At 64.6% G+C, this 19,563-nt stretch carries 15 protein-coding genes; 9 read left to right on the top strand and 6 right to left on the bottom strand.

Translation table 11 applies throughout. The features are described from left to right. Nucleotides 1-43: 43 nt before the first annotated feature. Entirely contained in the window at nt 44-1,210 is a 1,167-nt protein-coding gene (locus tag ABFE16_09405) for a hypothetical protein (GenBank protein ID MEN6345514.1), read from the bottom strand. A gap of 241 nt (nt 1,211-1,451) precedes the next feature. On the opposite strand from ABFE16_09405, the gene ABFE16_09400 reads away from it, so the two are divergent. The 5 genes from ABFE16_09400 to ABFE16_09380 all read left to right on the top strand — a co-directional run bounded on the left by ABFE16_09400 (nt 1,452) and on the right by ABFE16_09380 (nt 8,995). After that, nucleotides 1,452-2,231: a PEP-CTERM sorting domain-containing protein gene (locus tag ABFE16_09400; protein ID MEN6345513.1), complete on the top strand. Its 780-nt coding sequence runs from the start codon at nt 1,452-1,454 to the stop codon at nt 2,229-2,231. Between the two features lie 406 nt (nt 2,232-2,637). Continuing rightward, the gene (locus tag ABFE16_09395) at nt 2,638-4,758 is read left to right on the top strand and encodes a polysaccharide biosynthesis tyrosine autokinase (GenBank protein ID MEN6345512.1); all 2,121 of its coding nucleotides are present in this window, start codon (nt 2,638-2,640) and stop codon (nt 4,756-4,758) included. Nucleotides 4,759-4,932: 174 nt separating this feature from the next. Beyond that, on the top strand, nt 4,933-7,047 hold the full coding sequence (locus tag ABFE16_09390) for a DUF3160 domain-containing protein (GenBank protein ID MEN6345511.1): 2,115 nt from the start codon (nt 4,933-4,935) through the stop codon (nt 7,045-7,047). 190 nt (nt 7,048-7,237) lie between these two features. Beyond that, nucleotides 7,238-8,611, top strand: coding sequence for an NAD(P)/FAD-dependent oxidoreductase (locus tag ABFE16_09385; protein MEN6345510.1), 1,374 nt, complete (start codon nt 7,238-7,240; stop codon nt 8,609-8,611). Between the two features lie 93 nt (nt 8,612-8,704). Further along, complete coding sequence (locus ABFE16_09380; GenBank protein MEN6345509.1) at nt 8,705-8,995, top strand: hypothetical protein; 291 nt, start codon at nt 8,705-8,707, stop codon at nt 8,993-8,995. Nucleotides 8,996-9,160: 165 nt separating this feature from the next. On the opposite strand, the gene ABFE16_09375 is transcribed toward ABFE16_09380, so the two are convergent. Next, the gene (locus ABFE16_09375; GenBank protein ID MEN6345508.1) at nt 9,161-10,003 is read right to left on the bottom strand and encodes a hypothetical protein; all 843 of its coding nucleotides are present in this window, start codon (nt 10,001-10,003) and stop codon (nt 9,161-9,163) included. Between the two features lie 98 nt (nt 10,004-10,101). On the opposite strand from ABFE16_09375, the gene ABFE16_09370 reads away from it, so the two are divergent. From ABFE16_09370 to ABFE16_09355, 4 genes are all read left to right on the top strand, one after another. Beyond that, nucleotides 10,102-12,867 carry a discoidin domain-containing protein gene (locus tag ABFE16_09370; protein MEN6345507.1) on the top strand — a complete coding sequence of 922 codons (2,766 nt, stop codon included), beginning with the start codon at nt 10,102-10,104 and terminating at the stop codon, nt 12,865-12,867. A 108-nt stretch (nt 12,868-12,975) separates the two neighbouring features. After that, nucleotides 12,976-13,545 carry a DJ-1/PfpI family protein gene (locus tag ABFE16_09365; GenBank protein MEN6345506.1) on the top strand — a complete coding sequence of 190 codons (570 nt, stop codon included), beginning with the start codon at nt 12,976-12,978 and terminating at the stop codon, nt 13,543-13,545. Between the two features lie 11 nt (nt 13,546-13,556). Next, nucleotides 13,557-14,762, top strand: a complete 1,206-nt coding sequence (locus tag ABFE16_09360; GenBank protein MEN6345505.1) for a Gfo/Idh/MocA family oxidoreductase — start codon at nt 13,557-13,559, stop codon at nt 14,760-14,762. 57 nt (nt 14,763-14,819) lie between these two features. Continuing rightward, a complete protein-coding gene (locus tag ABFE16_09355) occupies nt 14,820-14,963 on the top strand; it encodes a hypothetical protein (GenBank protein MEN6345504.1) in 144 nt (47 codons plus the stop codon). A 95-nt stretch (nt 14,964-15,058) separates the two neighbouring features. Here ABFE16_09355 and ABFE16_09350 read toward each other — a convergent pair whose 3' ends face one another. The 4 genes from ABFE16_09350 to ABFE16_09335 all read right to left on the bottom strand — a co-directional run bounded on the left by ABFE16_09350 (nt 15,059) and on the right by ABFE16_09335 (nt 19,514). After that, nucleotides 15,059-15,994, bottom strand: coding sequence for an NAD(P)-dependent oxidoreductase (locus tag ABFE16_09350; GenBank protein ID MEN6345503.1), 936 nt, complete (start codon nt 15,992-15,994; stop codon nt 15,059-15,061). Nucleotides 15,995-16,135: 141 nt separating this feature from the next. Further along, a complete protein-coding gene (locus tag ABFE16_09345) occupies nt 16,136-17,698 on the bottom strand; it encodes a sulfatase-like hydrolase/transferase (protein ID MEN6345502.1) in 1,563 nt (520 codons plus the stop codon). An 83-nt stretch (nt 17,699-17,781) separates the two neighbouring features. Then, entirely contained in the window at nt 17,782-18,447 is a 666-nt protein-coding gene (locus ABFE16_09340; protein ID MEN6345501.1) for a CPBP family intramembrane glutamic endopeptidase, read from the bottom strand. A gap of 44 nt (nt 18,448-18,491) precedes the next feature. Beyond that, entirely contained in the window at nt 18,492-19,514 is a 1,023-nt protein-coding gene (locus ABFE16_09335) for a GHMP kinase (GenBank protein ID MEN6345500.1), read from the bottom strand. Nucleotides 19,515-19,563 lie beyond the last annotated feature (49 nt).

The following is a 19,563-nucleotide window of genomic DNA, read 5'->3' as shown; positions in this document are numbered from 1 at the left end:
CTCGCCCCGTGGTTCCAGGGGCAAGGCAAGCTTCCCGAGAGTATCACAACTCAGAGAGTAGCTCGGCCAGTCGCACTTCCCAGATGAAGGACTGGTAGGTCTGCAGCGACTGCAGCAAGGTTTCCTCGGCCTCGATGCCGGGATTGGCGTCGCGCTGCCTGAGCGCAGGACCATAGCGGGTCACCCAGGCTTCCACCTCACTGAGGCGGCTGCCAAGAGTCCTGCGGATCTCCGGTGAGGCCAGGGCGCGATCGACTTCGGCCTGGAGCGCCGCCACATCGAAGGAGCGGACCACCTCCGGAGTGAAGTCGGTCTGCTCCAGCTCCTGCCGAGTCGTCTCTGCCTCGGCCTGCATGCGCGCCAACGCCTCGGCATTGGTGGAACCCTTGAGGTCCCAGAAGGCGAGGCGAAGTTGGCGCGTTGAGGCCGGGTAGACGAGGGTGGTGTCCACGGCATAGCTCCCCGGCGCATAGTTGACCTCGGAGGGCTGGCCGGGTAGGTACATCATCGCGCAGGGCCCCTCACCCTCGCCCTTGGCCACGTCGAAAACGTCGTCGGAATAGAGTGCCCACCACTGATCGCGAGCTGGGAGCTTGGCCGCTTCTCCCTGGCGGATCGTAGCAGTGGGCGTCTGGATGAGACGAGCACCGTCTCGCTTGTACCAGGAAGTGAAGAAGCTCGGGTAGCAGCGCAGACCGAGGGCAAGGGACTTGATCTCCTGCTTCGGGTCAAAGGATATCTCGCAGTAGAGCCGGTCGCGCCCGGGCAGTCCGACAAAGCGGACTCGCACCGTCGCGATCGCGTGGTGCCAGACCAGGTCGAGGATGGCTTGCGATCCCGTCTGTGAGACGATCACGCTGCCGGCCGGTGTCATGCCGATATCCTGGCCGTTGAGTGTCACCGTGAGGAAACCGCCGCCGTACCAGTTGCAGGAGGTCGGCAGCGGCATTCCGAGGTAGCCCTCGGAAGGGACGATGACGTTGCGGTTCTTGTCGACGCGGACGCGGTAGGAGATGGAGTAGGGAATGGGCCCAAAGCTGAACCGAGCGCTCTGCTCACGGGACACCAGACCAGGCTCGGTGAGCTGGCGCTCTGAGACAGGAGCAAGCACCACGGTAGCAGGGCCAGTCTGCGCTTGAGTTGCGACGGGGAAGGCGAGAGCGCCTCCCAGTACGGTGAGGATCAGAACGATACGCAGGCGGGACTGCATGGGTACCTCCCGGGTGGCGGGCTCTTCGTCACACAATGCGCCGCCCGAGGTACGGAATCCTTCCCGTAGCCGCGCCGTTTCAGGGGTTTGTTACCGTACCCCCGCAGGTGGTACCTCGACGTGTGGGTATTGACAGAAGATGGTCTGGCGTGATACTATATGTGATGGCTAGTTGTTCCGCTATCGTGTAGCATTAGGACAATCGGTCTCGCATGTCTGCCGGGTGAGAGGGAGAGCTCCGATGGTAAGGCGCGCGCCGTGCGTCGTCATGATGTTGCTCCTCGTGCTTCTCAGCCCCGCTGCAAGGGCCGTGCCCTTCATCTACGCAGCCGAGACCTACGCGCATGCCGACGATTGGTACACTGCCTTCCCCTATCAACGCAACGCGATGATCGACTTCGCCACCAACCCAAGCAACTGGCCGGTCGACCCAGTGAACGGTTCCGCTCGCGATCTGCTACCCGGCGTGAACTACGGCCTCGAAGGGACACACGACGCCGCCCTGTACGCCTCGGACTGGCTGCAGATCAACGGTGAGTACTCGTGGCTGCCAACCGATCTTCTGCTGGGCTCAAGCCGTACCGGCATCCTCTTCTTCGACAACAGGGGGAGCGGGACTGCGCGGCAGATCAGTCTGACCTGGCACTTGGACAACATCGCCCTAAACAACCTCAGGAAGGACGTCTGGTCTGAGCTGATTTGGCTTCAGGGCACTCAGAACACCGCCGTCGACATACTCCTTACGCCCCAGCCAGGCTTCGAGGTCAAGAAGCTCTACTATGCCTTCCCGGGACCGATCCAGCAAAGTGACGGCTGGCTCGCAGACGACGGATACGGCCAGATCATGCGGAACCCGGAATGGGAAGAAGCCACGCTGCTGGTGAACATCGCCGCGAACGACTTCTTCGCGATTGACAGCTGGCATACGGCCACGGAGTGCGTACCGGAGCCCGGAACCTGGGCGCTCTTCGGCGTTGGCCTGGCAGCGATCCTCCTGGGACGTCGACGTCGGGCCGGCTGAATCGCAGTCGCGCACTGAAGGTCTGCACGGGGCCGCGGAGTCGAATAGTCCGCGGCCCTTTCCCTGCTCTCGAAGGGCGGCGGCGACCCTCGTCCGCCAGGAGCGCTTGTGTCGGCGTCGTTCGTGAGGGATATGTTCGGTCGTGGCAACCGGGGGCCTGAGCCCGTGTGCAGCCCGCAGGGCGCGTTTGCTGCAGAATTGACACCCCCTCTGGGCGCTGCTATACTTTCCGCTGGATTGTCGCTGCCGGGGCCGTCTCCTGGCAGCGACGGAGAGGTCTTCGGCCGGCATGCCTGTGGCCTGGTGCCGGTCTACGCATTACCCTCTGGCGCTCTGGACTGCTTGCAGGCCGCCTCAGAGCGCTGCGGTCGCCCTGACCGACGGGAACTAACGGGGACTCATCTGCATGCAAAGCACGACGCCCCGTTTCGATGCACGGGACTACTTCCGAATTCTCCAGAAGCGGAAGTGGTTCATTGTGCTCGTCGGTCTTGCCGCCATGTTGATCGGCGGCCTCTACGCAGTCTCCTACCCCAAGACCTTCGAGGCCAGTAGCCTCATCCTCGTTCGCCAGAAGCCCGCCGGGGTCGTCTGGCTGACGGATCCCAATGCGGGAGTCGCCGGCGGAGATCAGCTCGCGCTTGAGACGCAGGCGAGCATGGTCACCAGCGGCGAACTGGCCGGGAAAGTGGCTGTGGCACTCAAGGACAAGAAGTCCGGCGAGCGCATAGTCACTGACATGGCCGAGGTTCAGACGGCGCTCACCGCGACCCCGATGCCGCCGGACCGGATTCGCGTTGGCGCCAGTTCCTCCAGTGAGAGAAACGCCATCGCTTTTGCCAATGAGGCCGCCCAGCAGTTCCTGCTGATGAACACCGACTTCCGGCAGGAGCAGGATCGCCGGGCTCGTGAGTACCTCGAAGAGACGCTGCGCAAGACCGAGGACCAACTCCGGCAGGCTCAGCAAGACATCACCGCCTTCCAGAACATGACGGGGGTCTTCACGGCGGATGCCGGGGCTGAGCGCACCGCGCAGACGCTCAGCATGGTCGAGGGCAGCATCGCCTCCGCCGAGGCTGAACTGGCTGCCACGCGTGCCCAGGTCCAGGCGGTCGACGGCATGGTGAACAGGGCAAGGAGCGCGGGCAAGGGCACGCAGACGATTCCGAACCCCACGATTGGCGCCCTGCGTCAGCAGCTCATCGGCGCCGAGATTGCGCTTGCCGAGTTGCGCACTCGGTACCAGGAGTCGCATCCGGCTGTTCGTACGCTTGAGGAACGGGTGGCTTCGCTGAAGTCGCAGATTGCGGCGGGGCCCGCCACCATACAGGTTCCCTTTGGGACGATGGGTGCCGGCTCAACGACCTTCGCTCAGCAGCGCGACGCTCTCGTGGCTCGCGAGGCGGACCTGATGGGTCGTGTGTCGGCGCTGCAGCAGTCCCTGGCCAAGGCGAAGGTCGAGGCTTCCCGGCTCCCGAATCGCCTGGCCCGAATGGAGGAGCTCAAGTCGCGCGCCGAGCTGCTGACTGAGACGCGAGCCCGTGTCTTGCGCGAACTGGAGTCCAAGCGGCTGCAGGAGGAGGCCAAGGGCGGTACGGCGATGATCTTGGACAGCGCTGCCCGAGCGACCTCCGTGAGCCCCTCCGTAAGCCGAGGTCTGCTCTTCGCGGGCGTCCTGGGTCTCGTGACCGGGATTGCCCTTGCGCTGGTGCTGGAGGCCCTGGACGATACCATTCACGCACCCGAGGACATCACGCGTGAGACCGACACTACCTTCCTGGGTATGGTGCCGCTGCTGGAGACGGGCGCCGAGGACCTCATCACCATCATTGCCCCGAAAAGTCCACCTGCTGAAGCGTACCGGACCTTACGGTCCAACATCAACTTCTCGCTGCTGGATGAGCCTGCACGCCGATTCCTTGTGACCAGCGCCGGTGCGGGTGAAGGCAAGAGTGCGACGGCGGCCAATCTCGCCGTGGTCTTCGCGCAAGCCGGCCAGAGCGTGCTGCTGGTGGACACCGACCTGCGACGTCCATCGCTGCACCGGCTATTCCACTGTGAGTCGACGCGCGGTCTGACCAACATCCTCGTCGGGGAGTCGACCATCGACGATGTGGTTCAGGATACGCACGTTGAGGGGCTGCGTCTCGTTGCCAGCGGTCCACTGCCGCCGAATCCGGCCGAGATGCTGGACTCGGCTGCGATGCAGCGCCTCATCGACGAACTGGCGAACCACGCCGACGTGGTCATCTTCGACTCGCCTCCTGCGATCGTCCTCACTGACGCCGTGATCCTGTCCTCCAAGATCGACCGGACGATTCTGGTCGCCGAGGCCGGGCAGGTTACCCGCGAGGCCTTTAGCGAGGCTATTCGGCTCATCACGAATGCTCGCGGCAACATCCTTGGCGTCATCCTCAACAAGCTGCGTCTGAGCGCCAGCGACTACTACTACTATTACTACTACTACGACTACAGTCGCGAGACGCCGCGCATCAACACCCCGCCCATGTCCTCGGACGACGTCTAGCCGCGCCCTGCGAAGGGTCCCGGGTGCCCGCGCATCGGGGCACCTCGGCGGCAACACTGTGCCCGGTTCCTGGCAGGCATAGCGGCGTCTGCGTCGAATAGGTAACCCAGTGTGTCGGTAGTCTCCAGCTTTCCACGAGGGTGGTCCCGTACCCGTCTCAGGAGGGAGAACGCCATGCGAGGTCTGTCCCTGGCCGCATTGTGTTGTGTCCTTACCAGCCTCTGTCACGCTGCGTTGCCTGGTCGCTACGAGTCCAAAGTGACCCCGAAGGTGGCGGGCTACGCGATCCCGGCGGACCTTACCGGGGTGCGTGACCTCGATAAGGCCTCGCAGCTTTCGACGGCTCAGCGGGAGGCTCTCGCGCGCCGGGGTTTCGTCGTGATCCCGGACGAGGCTGAGCAGATGTTCCTGCTGTACGAGGAGTATGGTGACGACTCTGACAAGGGACCGATGCCGAACTTCATCACCGTCGATTCGGTCCTGCAGGCCTACCACATCTTCTTTGACTTCAGCCTGCGTACGATTGAGAAGGGCTATCTGATCAAGTATGCCACGGAGCTGACGCAGCTCTGTGCTGGACTGGCGGTGCGCGATCTGCAGCAGGCGCCGCCGGGGATGCTCCAGGATGCCGCGGCTCGGAATCTGGCCTACTTCCTGGTGGCTCGGAACCTGCTGACGGGTCAGGAACCCGGGGTCAGCGCCGAGGTGCCACGGAAGGCCGAAGTGATTGCCTGGGCCAAGGCTGAGCTGCCGAAGATAGCCGCCCATGCGGGTCGTGCGCCTTCGGAGTTGATGCAGCGGACGGTGCATTACGACCAGTTCGTTCCGCGAGGGCACTACACTCGGGGCGAGGCCCTCGGGAAGTACTTCAAGGGTATGATGTGGTACGGCACCCTCGGGTTCACTCTGGACCCGCTGCGCGACAACGAGAACCTGGCAAGGGTACACACGCTGCAGGCCTTGCTCATCACTCGGATGATGGGTGCGAACGAGTGGGGAGCCGGTCTCTGGGACCGGATCTACGAGCCGACCAACTTCTGTGTCGGCGGAGCCGACGACCTTACCTGGCGCGATTACCTGCCGATCGCCGGACAGGTCTTCGGCAAGGCAGTGCCGCTCACGGCTCTGGCAAATCGGGCGAAGCTAGACACTTTCCTGGCCGAGGCTCGGACGAAGCTCCCGGCTCCTCGAATTGCGCCGGCCTTCCTTGAGGCGGATAGTGCGGGCAACCTCGAGCAGATCGCGGCACCGCCCCAGGGTCGCGAGTTCCGGGTTATGGGCCAGCGGTTCATCCCCGACTCCTACGCGATGCAGAAGCTGGTGTGGCCCGCCGTCTCCTCCGATGACGACCCTCGCTACTGGCCGATGGGGCTGGATGTGATGGCCGTCCTTGGCTCCGGAAGGGCGCGCCAGTTGTTGGTGGAGACCTTCAAGCAGAACCGGTACGATCGGTACACACAGCAGCTTGAGGCGCTGAAGCAGGAGTTCGCCGAGACGCCGGAGTCCAAGTGGTGGTCGACCCTGTACTGGGGCTGGCTGCACTCGCTGCAGCCACTGTTTGCCGAGAAGGGCGAGGGCTACCCAACCTTCATGCGCAGCTCTGCCTGGCTCGATAAGGAGCTAGTGACGGCACAGGGCAGTTGGGCGCAGCTCCGACACGACACGATCCTGTATGGCAAGCCTTCGGGTGCGGAGCTTGGGGCCGCTGAACCGACCATGGTGGAAGGGTACGTGGAGCCCTACCCGGAGGTGTTCGGTCGTCTGGCGTATCTGGCGGCGCTCTCCCGCGACGGGCTCAAACAGCGGGAACTGCTTCCCGACAACCTGTCGGAGGCCTACGGCCGCTTCGAGGACACACTGATGTTCCTGAAGACCTGTGCCGAGAAGGAGTTGCAGAACCAGGCTCTGACCAAGGAGGAGTACGCGCGCATCCAGTTCTTTGGGGGAGAGCTGGAGCGGCTCACTCTCGATGTCATCGAGGGCGGTCAGGGCATGAGTAACTGGTTCCAGATCCAGAATGAGGCCGACCGTGAGATGGCGACAATCGCCGATGTTCACACGAGCTTCGATAGCTGTCTTGAAGTCGGCGTCGGCAGGGCTCAGCGGATCTATGTGGTTGTGCCGCGACCCAGGGGCGGGCTTCAGTTGGCCAAAGGCGGCGTGATGTCGTACTATGAGTTCAAGTGGCCGGTGAGCGATCGTCTCACCGACGAGAAGTGGATCGAGATGCTTGGCGCCGGGAAGGCCCCGGCGATGCCCGCCTGGACCGGCAGCTTCGTGGTGCCGTAAGGGTTCTGGCAGCCTAGGTGCTGCTTCTGGAGTCTCTATGGATACGACAAGACGCAGACCCTCCGGACCGCCAGATCGTCGGCGTCCGCGGAAATCAAAGGGGCAGGCCCACCGGCCTGCCCCCGGTACTTCACGCAGGCCGTCAGTCAGGGAGAAGGAGCCACCGGTTGGCCGTCCGTGGGAGGTGGTCGTGGTTGGCGGCGGCGCTGCCGGGATGATCGCCGCCGGGCGCGCTGCCGAGTTAGGGGCACACGTGCTGCTGCTGGAGAAGATGCCGCGACTGGGCAGCAAGATCCTCATCAGCGGCAAGACCCGCTGCAACCTCACCAACACTGCGGCCCTGGAGACCTTCCTGCAGGCCTACGGTCCCAATGGTCGGTTCCTCCAGGGACCCTTCCGGCGGTTCTTCCGCGACGGCCTCCTTGAGCTGCTCCAGCGGCATGGACTCGAGACCAAGTCGGAGCGTGGCGGAAGGGTGTTCCCCGTCTCCGACGACGCCACCGACGTGGTTGCGGCACTACAAAGGTACCTGCAAGCCGGCCACGTCACCCTACGCACGGACGTGTCAGTGACGGGCATCCGCGCTCTCGGGTCTGAGGAGGAAGGCGGGAAGGACCGTCCCGCACCTGCGGCCTTCGAGTTGCAGACCGGTGCCCGGAGCCTGCAGGCTCAGACGGTCATCCTTGCCACCGGCGGTGCCTCCTATCCAGGCACTGGCTCGACCGGCGACGGCTACCGCTTCGCCGAGAGCCTTGGACACAGGGTGGCGCCCTTGCGACCCGCGCTCGTGCCGTTGGCGGTGGAGGAAGTGGCGCTGGCCAAGTCGATGCAAGGCCTCAGTCTGCGCAATGTGCGACTGACGGCCTTCCGGGGTCGGGCCGAGCAGATCGACGTCAGCCAGACGCCGACTGCCGACTGCGGACGCGGCATCCCCGGAAGGCGCCCCAGGGGAGCGGTGATCGAGAGCCGGATGGGGGAGATGATGCTGACGCACTTCGGGATTGGCGGCCCGGTGACGCTGCTCATGAGCTTGGCGGTCGCCGATGCGCTGGCAGAGGGCCCGGTGAGCGTCTCGATCGATCTGAAGCCGGCCCTGGACCCGGTGCAGCTTCGGCAGCGGCTGCAGCGTGACTTCGACCAGTTCAGTCGGAGGACTCTGCGGCGCCTGCTGGCCGAACTCGTCCCCCACAGTATGATCGAGCCACTGCTGGGACTGCTCGGCCTTCCTGGCGACAAGCCCGGGCACCAGATCACGGCGGCCGAACGAGAACGGATCCTGCAGCAGCTCAAGTCGCTGCGGTTCAACATCCAGCGTCCGCTACCGATTGCGGCGGCGATCGTGACCGCAGGTGGAGTCTCACTGAAGGAAGTGGACCCGCGTAGGATGGAGTCGCGGATTGCCCCCGGCCTGTTCCTGTGCGGCGAAGTGCTCGACCTGGACGCGGACACGGGCGGCTACAACCTGCAGGCGGCCTTCACGACGGGCTACCTTGCCGGTGAACATGCTGCAGAGCGCCTCGGCCGGGTCGCAGAAAGCAGGAGTCCGTCGGGCGACGTCCAATAGGACAGCAAGGCACGATGTGCGGCGAGGCAGAGGTGCTGGTGTTCAGCCGGGCACTGGACATCCACTGCGCGTGGAGGGCGGGGAGGTGACGCGATGAGATGCGACAAGTGTGGTGAGACAATCCGACCGGGTGACGCGGTCTGCGCCAAGTGTGGCGCGTCCGCGCTGCCCTTCTCCTCCGCCACAAACCCTCCGCACGCAACGCGTGGTGGACGGAGTGCTGTGGAGGACCGCCGAGCCCTGATTGTCCTGGTCCTCGTGCTGGCCTTCGTCCTGCTGGCGGTTGCACTTGCCTGGCAGGACGCTGCACAGACGGAACGCGCCAGGGCCCTACAGGCTGCGAGTGGGATCGGAGCCTCAACCTCCACTTCGGGCGGCACGTGAGGCAGTCCGACACCGCCCCCCGGTCAGGGCGGGCAAGGGACTGTACCACGGCCTGCACCCCGGCGCTAGTACGACGGCGCTGGGTAGGATACCGGAGAGACGAAAGTGTGACAGGGACCTGCCGCTCCAGGGACGGCAGGTCCTTCGCGTGTGCGGACCTTGGTTCTACGAGGGTGATACAAAACGGAGCAGGCGCTGCACAGCGCCTCGCTGAATCAGGATACCACCGGGGTCGGTCTCGCTGCGAGCGACGAGGCGCCACTGGACCGGCCCTTCCCCGACCGTTACGGCCACTCGCGCAACCACGGTTAGCTCTTCGCCCTGTAGCTGGTATGCGAGGAAGGTATAGCGGCCGCCCCTGGCGGTCCGCACGACAGCCTCCTTGCCGGGGCTCGCCGAGACGTCCTCACACGCCAGTTCGCAGGCGCCGTCGATCTCCTCAGAACGCGCAATCCCCTCGACGCCGAAGCCACGCCAGCGGTACGCAGCCACAGAGAGACGCCCGGTGGGACCGTACTCCAGCGCCACCAGTTCATCCTCGCCGCGGGCATCCAGGTCGGCCAGGTCGAGCGCGAACAGGGGACGGGCAAGGGAAGTGCCAAGCCAGACCTTGCTAAGGCCTGCGCCTCCGGGCTTGACCGTATACAAGAAGGGACGAGGCGCTTCCTGCGGGTCGAAGGGCGCGGTCTTGCGCACGCCGACTAGCAGCACGTCCTTGCCCGCGAAACGGCCAGAGCACAGATGCCAGGGGTGGAGACCTCGGTTGAAGCCATCCCACAGCACCGTGCCGGTTGGAGTGGCCAGAGCCACGGCGGCACCCCGCAGATGTCCCTGCGCATCAAGGCCTCCACCGTGCAGAATGCCCAGGATCGGCTGGCCGTCGGCGCTGCGAGTAGTCACGACGGCATGCACCGGCGCCGGCAACGGAAAGGGACCCGGCAGATCGCTCTGCGCCCTGGCGTGAGGGGTGAGTGCGAAGAGGAGGAGGCCGAGGCAGATCGCGTGCATCGGTCGCAGGTGACTCCTTGTCGGGTAGGGAAACGGAAACAGAACCTACAACCGACTTCCCGCTTCGCCCGCCCTTTACCTTTGAAGAGGAGGACCTGATGAAAGCTCTGCCAACTCTTCTCTGCCTTCTGCTTGTGATGTCCCCGGTTCTCGCGGCGATGGTCGACCCGAGCATCGACGGCGATGGGCCGTTCTCGTACCTGGCCAAGCCGAGCACGGAGATTGGTGTCCTGGGCGGTCCCGAGGGCACCCAGATCACCTTTGATGGCGCGCTGTACACCGGCGCGGCGGAGCTAGGCTTCTTCTGCGGCCCGCAGCGAGTGCCGATGATGGGTCGCGTCAAGCAGCTCGCGGAGGGCTGGCTCCCGATCGTCTCGTGGAGCTTCTTCGACGGCCCGGTTGCCTATGAGGTGGAGGCCTTCGCTGCGACGCTGGACGGTCGGCCGACCTCGAACACCATCAACTTCGTGCGTGTGCAGGTTCGCAACACCAGCGACCAGCCTGCGGCGAGTAACCTGACGGCCGCCCTGCGCTTCACCGGGGGAGACCACCGCTGCGACCGGATGGCCTCAGGCGGCTTCTCACCGGACTGGCGCTATGAGATGACCGAGGACACCGCGGTGCGCGACGGGAAGGTGGTCTGCTGGTTCAAGCCTGGTGCGCAGCGCGAAGCGGTGCCAGGTGTGCCCTACACGAAGCCCTTCGTCGGGCGCGAGTATGACGTGAGCGAACGTGCCGAGGTGTGTCTGTTCAGCTACCCCTCAGACCTCGGACCACGTGGGGTACGGACCTACTACTTCCGGATGCCGCTGGTGCCCGTGCCCGCCGATGACGCGGCACAGGTCAAGGCCTTGCAGCGGGCCGACTACGACGAGTACCGGCGTCAGACTGTGGCCTTCTGGCACGACGAACTCGCCAAGGGTGCGCAGGTGAGGATTCCTGAGGCCAAGGTCCTGGACACCCACCGGGCAAGCCTGGTGTATGACCTCATCGCCATCGACGAGCAGCCCGACGGCGCCTGGGTGCAGAAGGTCAATGAGCTGCAGTACGACAGCTTCTGGCTGCGTGACAGCGCCTACATCGTGCGCAGCTATGACGTCTGGGGCCATACGCGATCTGCGGAGAGATGCCTGGAGTACTTCCGGCGGTTCCAGGGCGAGAATGGCCTCTTCTCCTCTCAGGGTGGCCAGCTCGACGGCTACGGACAGGCGCTGTACTCGCTGGGCGACCACTACCTGCTGACGGGTGACCTCGACTGGGCGAAGAAGGTGTACCCGCACTTCCCGCCGGCGGTGGAGTGGCTGAGGAAGACGCGTGCCGCCGACCAGTACCACCTGATGCCCCCGACCAATGCCCACGACAATGAGGGGATCGAGGGCCGCTACACCGGGCACAACTTCTGGGCGCTGCTGGGACTGCGGACCGCCGTGCGTCTAGCGCAGGCGACCGGACAGGAGGCCGATGCCCGAGAGTTCCGTGCCGAGTATGACGACTACCTGGCCGCGCTGAAGAAGAGAATCAGCGACGTGTGCGGCAAGGACGGCTACATCCCACCCGGCCTCGATGTGAAGGGCGGGAACGACTGGGGCAACCTGTTGGGCGTGTTCCCGGCGGAGGTAATGGACCCCTTTGACCCGCGAATCACGACGACCCTCGAGCGCATGCACACGGTCAAGTACCGCGAGGGGATCATGACCTACGGGTCGGGGCTGCATCAGTACCTGACCACGAATGTAACGCAGAACCACATCTACCGCGGCGAGCAGGAGCAGGCCCTGCGCGACTTCTACGCCATGCTTGCGCACACGGGCTCTTGCCAAGAGGGCTTTGAGCTCGGGGCTCAGCCCTGGGGCAACCGAGACGTCGGCGGGAACTACACACCCCACGGTTGGTGCGCGGCACAGATCAACAATCTGCTGCGCAACATGCTGATTCAGGAGCGCGGGGGAGAGGGTGGCCTGGGGCCCCGGGAGCTGCACCTGTTCACAGTGATCTCGCCGGCCTGGGCAGTGCCGGGGCAGGAAGTCTCCTTCCGGGATATGCCCACCGAGATGGGCAAAGTGAGCGCTACCTTGCGCTTCACTGAGGACGGCGCGTTCCTGACGATCCATCCGCGATTCCGGACGGCGCCGGCGGAGATCGTGGTGCATGTGCCTTACTTCGTGGCCCTGCAAGGTTTCACGACGGATGCCACTACCGCCGGACGCCGGGGAGACACGATCGTGCTCAGCTCGGACGCCACGCGGGTGAATCTGCGATGGACGCGACGCGACCTGCCGCCTCTGAGCTATGACACGGTGGTGCAGGACTACAAGCGCGAGTACCGGCGCCGGTATGCGGAGTACGTGAAGGCCGGCAACAAGCCGTTGCCGGTGGTGGCGCCGTCGATGCTCACCGACCAGGAGCGCAAGAGCGAGTTCGCCCGTCGCTGGGGACCTGAGGCGACTGGCATTGCCGTGGGCAAGCCAGTGCGGACGAACGGGGGAACTGAAGGTGACCGTCGGCCGGAGCGAGCGGTTGATGGGAACGCCTATGACCGAGATGCCTCGGCCTGGTTCGCCGGACCACCGACGCCGAGATGGCTTGAGGTCGACCTGCAGCGCCCGACCCGTATCGACCGCGTGCAGGTGTTCACGTACTGGGGAGATGGCCGGTACTATCAGTACACGGTGGAGGTGTCTCCGGACGGCAAGACCTGGGCCCAGGTCGCAGACATGAGCAAGAACACGAAGGCGGCAGGTGCAGAGGGCAATCTGCATCGGTTTGCGCCCTGCGAGGCCAGGTTCGTCCGCATCAACCTGCTGCACAACAGCGCCAACCCGAGCGTGCACCTGGTGGAGTTGCGGGTGTTCGCCGCGCCCTAGGTGCCGCTGCCGGTGGTGTGGGTAGCACATCCTGACAAAGTCTGAAGGAAGAACTGTTTCGCGCGAGGAAACAGGTATACGTCCACAACGTACATGAGGAGAACAGCAATGCCTAAGGTTCTTCTGGTGATCGGCGATGCAGCGGAGGTCACAGACACGCTCTACCCGTACTACCGTCTGCAGGAGGAAGGCTACGAAGTGCTTGTTGCCGCTCCGGAAGAACGCCCATACCATCTCGTTCAACATGACGGGGCGCCGGACTGGGACATCACGGTCGAGTCAAAGGGCTATGTGTTTGCCTCCGACATCGCCTTCCGCGACGTCTGCGAGGACGAGTACCTGGGTCTGGTGATCTCCGGCGGCAGGGCCCCCGAGTACATCCGTTACGACGAGGACCTGATGCGAATCACGCGGCACTTCGGAGAGACGGGCAAGCCGATCGCCTCGGTCTGTCATGGCATCGAGATCGTGGCGAAGGCAGGCGTCATCAAAGGACGTACGGTTACGACGGTGGCCAAGTGCCGCTTCGACGCCGAGGTGTGCGGCGCGACCTATGTGGACCAGCCGGTGGTTGTCGACGGCAACATCGTTACTGCCCGCACTTTCCATGACAACGCGCCCTGGATGCGCGAGTACGTGAAGATGCTCAACGCAGCACGCGACGCGCACAAGGCCTGAGGTGAGTTGACATGGAGCCCCTGAAGCTCTTGCTGGTTGGCTGCGGGATGATGGGCGCCCGGCATCTGCGCGGGCTTGGTGAGCTGGAGCGGGTTGCACCGGGCACCGTGAGGCTGGCAGCCCTCTGCGATGTGCGCCGAGAGTACGCTGAGAAGGTTGCGGCGGAAGCCTCGGAGTTGCTGGGCTACGTGCCGCAGGTGTTCACTGACCTGGAGGAAGCGATCGGTGGGAAGGTGGCCCTGGACGCCGTAGACCTCGTCACCGACCCGCGCTCGCATGATGAGCTTGTTGTGAGGCTGGTGCAGGCGGGCCTTCATGTCCTGTGCGAGAAGCCGCTGGCGGTGACTGTGGCCCGGGGACAGCGGATGATCGAGGCTGCCGCCGAGGCCGGGCGGGTTCTGGCGGTCGCTGAAAACAACCGACGGGATCCCATGAACCGGCTGGCGAAGGCATGTCTCGAGGCCGGTCTGATCGGCACCCCGCACCTGGCGATCCAGACCCAGATCAGCGCCGGTGGGGGAATCCTGGCGACGGCCTGGCGTCACCGTCTGGCTATGGGCGGCATCCTGCTGGATGTGCCGATTCACAGCGGCTATGCACTGGAGATGCTGCTGGGGCCCCTTGAGTCGGTGGTTGCACAGGCGCAGCTTGTTCAGTCGCAGCGTAGCGGCAAAGAGTTCGACGGCAAGGAAGTCGAGGTCGTCGCGGACGCGCCGGACTGCCTCTGTGCGCTCCTGCAGTTCGCCTCGGGCACGCAAGGGCATTGGCTCTCGCACTACGCCAGCGCTGGAGAGACGGCCTACCGGCGCCTGATCCTGGGCAGCGAAGGAACCCTGGGCCAATCGGGCGACCGCTCGGGAAGGCCCGTGGTGTTGAAACGGGGTCGTGAGGAGCTGACCCCGGAGGCGCTGCTGGCCGTCCTGCCGGACTACCAGCTCAACGCGATCGAGACGAAGCTCTTCGGCGAACGACCAACGAGCTACACGCTGGAGGGGCCGGTCACCGACCGCAAGCTTCTTGCCGCGGAGATACATGACTTCGCCGAGGCCGTGCGCCTGGGGCGTGCTCCTGAGGTGGACGGTGCGACGGGTCTGCGAGCCGTTGCCATCCTCCATGCAATGCTGGAGTCGAGTCTGGCCAGCCGGCGGGTGACGGTGGCTGAGGTGTTGTCCGGGCAGACGCACGCGTACCAGGACAGGGTAGAAGCAGCGCAGTGAAGCCAGGATGAAGTGTGCTCGGGATTCGTTGTGGGCCGTGTGAAAGGGGGGCAGCACGTGCGCCGTCGAGTCATTACCGTGGTGGGACTGGCTCTGATGATTGCCGCCGCCTTCATTCCCTATCGACCTGCTGACTGGCCGCGGATCGTGCTGACTGCGACAGGCGGGCTGTTCGTTCTGTGGGGGCTGGCGCAGGACTAGGACGGGGCAAACAGAGGGGACAGCGCCTCGAAGGCTCTGTCCCCGGGTGTCCGCTTCTGGTTCGTGCGGCGGTGACGCTTGCGGGGCAAGGACGCCTAAGCACGCTCGCCGAACTTGTCGCGCTTCTCCCATTCCGTGGGATGGTCGAGCGGATGCTCGTGGTCCATGACCGACTGGGCGACCATCGCCAGGCCCTCATCGAGGCTGGTCGGCGGTGTCCATAGCTTCTCGGCCATCTTGTCTGCCTTGCCGAGGAGGTAGGTGCCCTTTGGTTCGCCCCTGAACTTGGGCTCCTTGCCCATCAGCTTCCCCAGCTTCTGCGCAATCTCCACCACAGAGACCTTCTCTACGCCGGTCACGTTCAGCACCTCGCAGGGGACCGAACACAGCTTCAGCGACTCGATCATCAGGTCAAGGATGTCCGCCAGCCAGATGACGTTCACGTAGGCGGTGCCGAGGTCGATCTCCTCGCCGTCGCGGATCTGTCGGGCGATATCGGTCGGCACGCCGAACTCTTCGTGATAGGCGTAGAAGATGCGCTGGATGAGCGACGGTGTGTTGTTGCGGCGGCAGAAGTACTCCGTCATCCACTCCGCGCCCAACCGACTCATGGCATAGAAACTCGGGGCGCCCGGTGCGTCCTCCTCGGTGCACCCATCTTCGGTGTCAGGGTAGACGTTGCCACTGGAGGCGTAGGCGACGCCCTTCGCTTTCGCGAAGTGCTCCATGATGCGGGCGACCGCCATAACCTGCAACTCGACGGTGTACTTCCACTGTGCCCCTGAACCGAACTTGATCCCCGCCATGTTGAAGACGTAGTCGTAGTTTGCCGGGATGCTCTCCAGCCCGTGTTCGTCGCTCAGGTCGCACCGATAGATGCCGACTCCCAGGTCCTCGAAGCGGTGCAGGACTGTTTCATCGCTGAACCGGGCGAGGGCGTCCACCTTGTGCCCCAGTTCGATTAGGCGGGGGACAAGATGCTTGCCCATCTTGCCGGCAGCGCCAAGAACCATGATGCGTGACTGCTGCATAGATTGCCTCCTACCGAGTTACTGCAGGCCCCTGGACGAGGGACCGCAAGACCAGACACGCGCAGGCGCGCACAGGGCATTTCCCCCTGCACGCGCCATTATCCTACGTACCGACCGGTTCTGGCAACCCGTCCCTGGTCTCTACTCCTCTTCACCCTGAGCTTGCCGCGCTTTGCCTCCGCCCTGAGTGGCACCCTTCCGAGGTGCATCCGGGTAGCCGACCGCCATCTCGCGGCGGCAGATCTGCTCAGTCTCGTCGGGCTCTCGGCCCAGTTCGGCCACCAGGGCCCGGTGCAGCTGGTCGACGCGCAAAGCTTGCGCCGGGTCGTCCGCGAGGTTGCTGAACTCGTCGGGGTCTTCCACCATGTCGAAGAGCTGGCGCTGCGGACCGTACTGGTCGTTCATGCGTGTGTGGTACACGTACTTGTAGCGGCCCTGGCGGATCATGGCATAGCCCGAGGCGATGTTGTGGGCATAGTACTCGCTCACCGCCCTATCCTTCCAGGCCGCAGCGGGGTCGTCCATCCAGCCGCACAGGGAGTCTCCGTCGCAGTCCTCGGGCAACTCCGCGCCGCCGATCTGCGCGATGGTCTGCACCAGGTCCAGGTGGGAGCATACGCCACTGCGCCGCTGCCCGCCCTTCCAGCGTTCGGGCCAGCGGAGGATGAGCGGGACCTTGGCTGCCGTGTCGTACAGGCAGTTCTTCCACCACAGATGGTGGTCGCCCAGGTTCTCGCCATGGTCGGTGGTGTAGATGATGACCGTGTTGTCCGCGACGTCACTGGCGCGCAGCGCAGCGAGGACCTTGCCTAGCTCATCGTCGAACCAGTTGGTCAGGCCATAGTAGAGCTCCCGACCGAGCTTGACCATCTGCGGATCGGTCTCCACGACCCCAAAGCCGCGACGCAGATGATGGTAGTTCAGCGGCTGGCTTTCCACGTGACCCGGCGGCAGGTTCGGCATCGTCACCTTGTCGCGGTAGCGCTGCCAGTACTCCTCCGGGACGGTCAGAGGGAAATGCGGCGCCAGGAAGCCGGCGAAGAGGAAGAAGGGCTTGTCGGTCCGCTTGCGGTTCGCGAGAAACTCCACAGTCCCAGCCGTCACCTTGCGGTCGTGGTTCATCGTTCCGCTTTGATTGCCCGTGTGGAAGTCCTTGAACCGTGAGTCGCGAGCGCCGACGTTGATGTGCAGGTCGTCGGGAGCGCGACGGCCGCCGCGACCGGTCATCGTACTCTTGTTCATGTTGCCACCGACATCGACGAAGCCATAGCGGTGCTGAGCATCGTAGTGCTGCTTGCCGCAGAGGAAGGACTCGTACCCGGCGGCATTCATGGCGTGGGCGATCGAGGGATAGTCGTCGCTAGGCAGCCGGGTGCTGTTGCTCCACGCGCCGCAGCGACTGATGTACTTGCAGGCGGTGAAGGCCAGGCGAGAGGGGACACAGAGGGGAGAAGCGTCGTAGCAGGCGTCAAAGGTGATCCCCTCGGCTGCCAGCCGATCGAGGTTCGGCGTCTGCACAAGCGCGTTGCCATAGCAGCCCGTCACCCGCTGGGCGTGCTCGTCAGACATGATGACCAGAAGGTTCGGGGGCCGCTCGCCGCGTGGCTGGACCATCTGAGCGGCCACATGGGAGAGACCGCTGAGCCCGAGTGCGCCAACACCCACCGTACGAAGGAACTCGCGCCGACTCTGCTCGGTACGCATTCTGTCCTGACGCCTCCCTTCAGGATAGGGGGTACGTCATGCCCTTGCCGCGGACGACCAGAAGAGGACCTCGCCGCCTCTGCTCAGGCGAGAGGCCACAGGATGACGGACAGGTCCATGAGGGTCGCGACCAGCCAATGCAGTAACCAGGTACCCAGGAAGGAACGGCCTCGCAGCGCCATGAGTCCGAGGGCAAGACCGGCGATGATCGCCGACCAGGCCTCGGCCTCGGGCTTGGGGTAGTGCATCATCGTGAAGGGGATCATCTGCAACAGAATCGCGAGCCCGCCGCCGACGCGCTTCTCGAGGCTGAACAGGAGCATCCCGCGGAACATCCACTCCCAGGCAAAGAAGTAGACCAGCCAACCGCCGGCCGAGAGGAAGACCCACAGGGTGCTGCTGCGGGCCAGATCGCAGCGAGGGTAGAAGGCCTGGAACTCGGGAGTCCGCGAGATGAACAGGACGACAGGTAGCATCACTGCCAGGAACACAAGGAAGTAGCGCGACCAGACCTTCGCCTCGCCCCAGCGCAGACCCAACTGCGACAGCGGAACGCCCAGCCAGAATCGTAGAAGCAAGGCTGGAAGGGCGAAGAGCACGACGAAGTTGATGCCAAACCAGGCAAAGAGCGCAGGTGTCTGCGGGAGACTGCGCGGCGCCCCGTGGAAGTAGACAAAGGTGAGTGCGAGGATGCTGTAGATGAGTACGAAAGCCTCTCGCTGGGTGGCTGGAGGCTTCAGTCTCTGCACCGGACTCTCCGGTGCGCTGCTGCAAGCTGGGGCTTCCGGCGTCATTACGCCTCCCACACCTCTAGTCCGTTGAAGTCGAATCCGAAATCCAGAAGACGCCCTCCGGCGGCCTCCAGGGCACGGGTAACGTCAGCCTCCGCATCCGGTTGGCACAGGAACAAGATGCACCCGCCACCACCCGCGCCACAGACCTTGGCTGCCACGGCTCCTGCCTGCTTGCCGGCATCACGCAAGGCCTGCAGACGCTCCGTTACCACTCCCGGGGCAAGTCTGCGCCGCGCCTGCCACTCCTCCTCCATCAGCTCGCCGAACCAGTCCAGGTCGCCGCCGAGGAGTGCCCGGCGCATGTCCTGGGCCACTCGCTTCACGGTCCGCAGGGCTCCGCAGACCGTCGGGTCTCCCGCCTCGTAGGCTGAGATCATACGCTGGTTCGTGTCGCCCGAGAGGCGTGACTGACCAGAGTAGCACAGGAGCAGGTGCTTGTGTAGCTCCAGCACCACCCAGGGCTGAAGCTCGAGACGCTCCACGAGTACACGCCCGCGGTCGTAGAACTCCATGTAGTTGATGCCGCCGACCGCGGCGGCGTACTGGTCCTGCTTTCCGCCGATGATGCCGAGGTCCTGCTCGAGGTTGCAGGCCATCTCGGCCACCTCGAACCGCGACATGCAGTGGCGGGCGTCCTGGCTGTGCTGGGCCTTGAGACGATCCAGCAAGCCCAGCAGGGCCACTCCGATGGAGGCTGAGGACCCGGTGCCCGACCCCGGCGGCGCTGCACAGCGAGCGGTGATGCACAGGCCATCGGGAAGGTCAAGCGCACGCAAGGCCGCCTTGAGCAGGTCGAGGTTGCCGTCGTACTCCAGCTCCTGCACGGCCTGGGCCTCGACAAACTGCTCGAGGTCCTGCGAGGTGATCCGCACCCCGTTGTTGCTGCGCGTCAAGGAGCAGAAAGCATGGCGGTCAATAGCCGCGTTGACCACGGCACCGCCTTCACGCTCCCGGAAGGCCGGCAGATCAGTGGTTCCGCCGGCGAAGTCAATCCTGGTCGGTGCTCGTCCGCGAATCGGCATACCGCAAGAGACTCCCGTCTGGTGATACGGCAACCGCAGAGTCAGTGCT

Source organism: Armatimonadia bacterium (assembly GCA_039679385.1).
Classification (GTDB): Bacteria; Armatimonadota; Zipacnadia; order Zipacnadales; family JABUFB01; genus JAJFTQ01.
Note: the sequence above shows the minus strand (reverse complement) of the source record. Positions and strands in the feature narration are given on the sequence as shown.

Bases quoted from the DNA above. Each gene is read 5' to 3' on its own strand.
- ABFE16_09405 (MEN6345514.1), bottom strand. From the start codon at position 1,210: ATGCAGTCCCGCCTGCGTATCGTTCTGATCCTCACCGTACTGGGAGGC.
- ABFE16_09400 (MEN6345513.1), top strand. From the start codon at position 1,452: ATGGTAAGGCGCGCGCCGTGCGTCGTCATGATGTTGCTCCTCGTGCTT.
- ABFE16_09395 (MEN6345512.1), top strand. From the start codon at position 2,638: ATGCAAAGCACGACGCCCCGTTTCGATGCACGGGACTACTTCCGAATT.
- ABFE16_09390 (MEN6345511.1), top strand. From the start codon at position 4,933: ATGCGAGGTCTGTCCCTGGCCGCATTGTGTTGTGTCCTTACCAGCCTC.
- ABFE16_09380 (MEN6345509.1), top strand. From the start codon at position 8,705: ATGAGATGCGACAAGTGTGGTGAGACAATCCGACCGGGTGACGCGGTC.
- ABFE16_09375 (MEN6345508.1), bottom strand. From the start codon at position 10,003: ATGCACGCGATCTGCCTCGGCCTCCTCCTCTTCGCACTCACCCCTCAC.
- ABFE16_09370 (MEN6345507.1), top strand. From the start codon at position 10,102: ATGAAAGCTCTGCCAACTCTTCTCTGCCTTCTGCTTGTGATGTCCCCG.
- ABFE16_09365 (MEN6345506.1), top strand. From the start codon at position 12,976: ATGCCTAAGGTTCTTCTGGTGATCGGCGATGCAGCGGAGGTCACAGAC.
- ABFE16_09360 (MEN6345505.1), top strand. From the start codon at position 13,557: ATGGAGCCCCTGAAGCTCTTGCTGGTTGGCTGCGGGATGATGGGCGCC.
- ABFE16_09350 (MEN6345503.1), bottom strand. From the start codon at position 15,994: ATGCAGCAGTCACGCATCATGGTTCTTGGCGCTGCCGGCAAGATGGGC.
- ABFE16_09345 (MEN6345502.1), bottom strand. From the start codon at position 17,698: ATGCGTACCGAGCAGAGTCGGCGCGAGTTCCTTCGTACGGTGGGTGTT.
- ABFE16_09335 (MEN6345500.1), bottom strand. From the start codon at position 19,514: ATGCCGATTCGCGGACGAGCACCGACCAGGATTGACTTCGCCGGCGGA.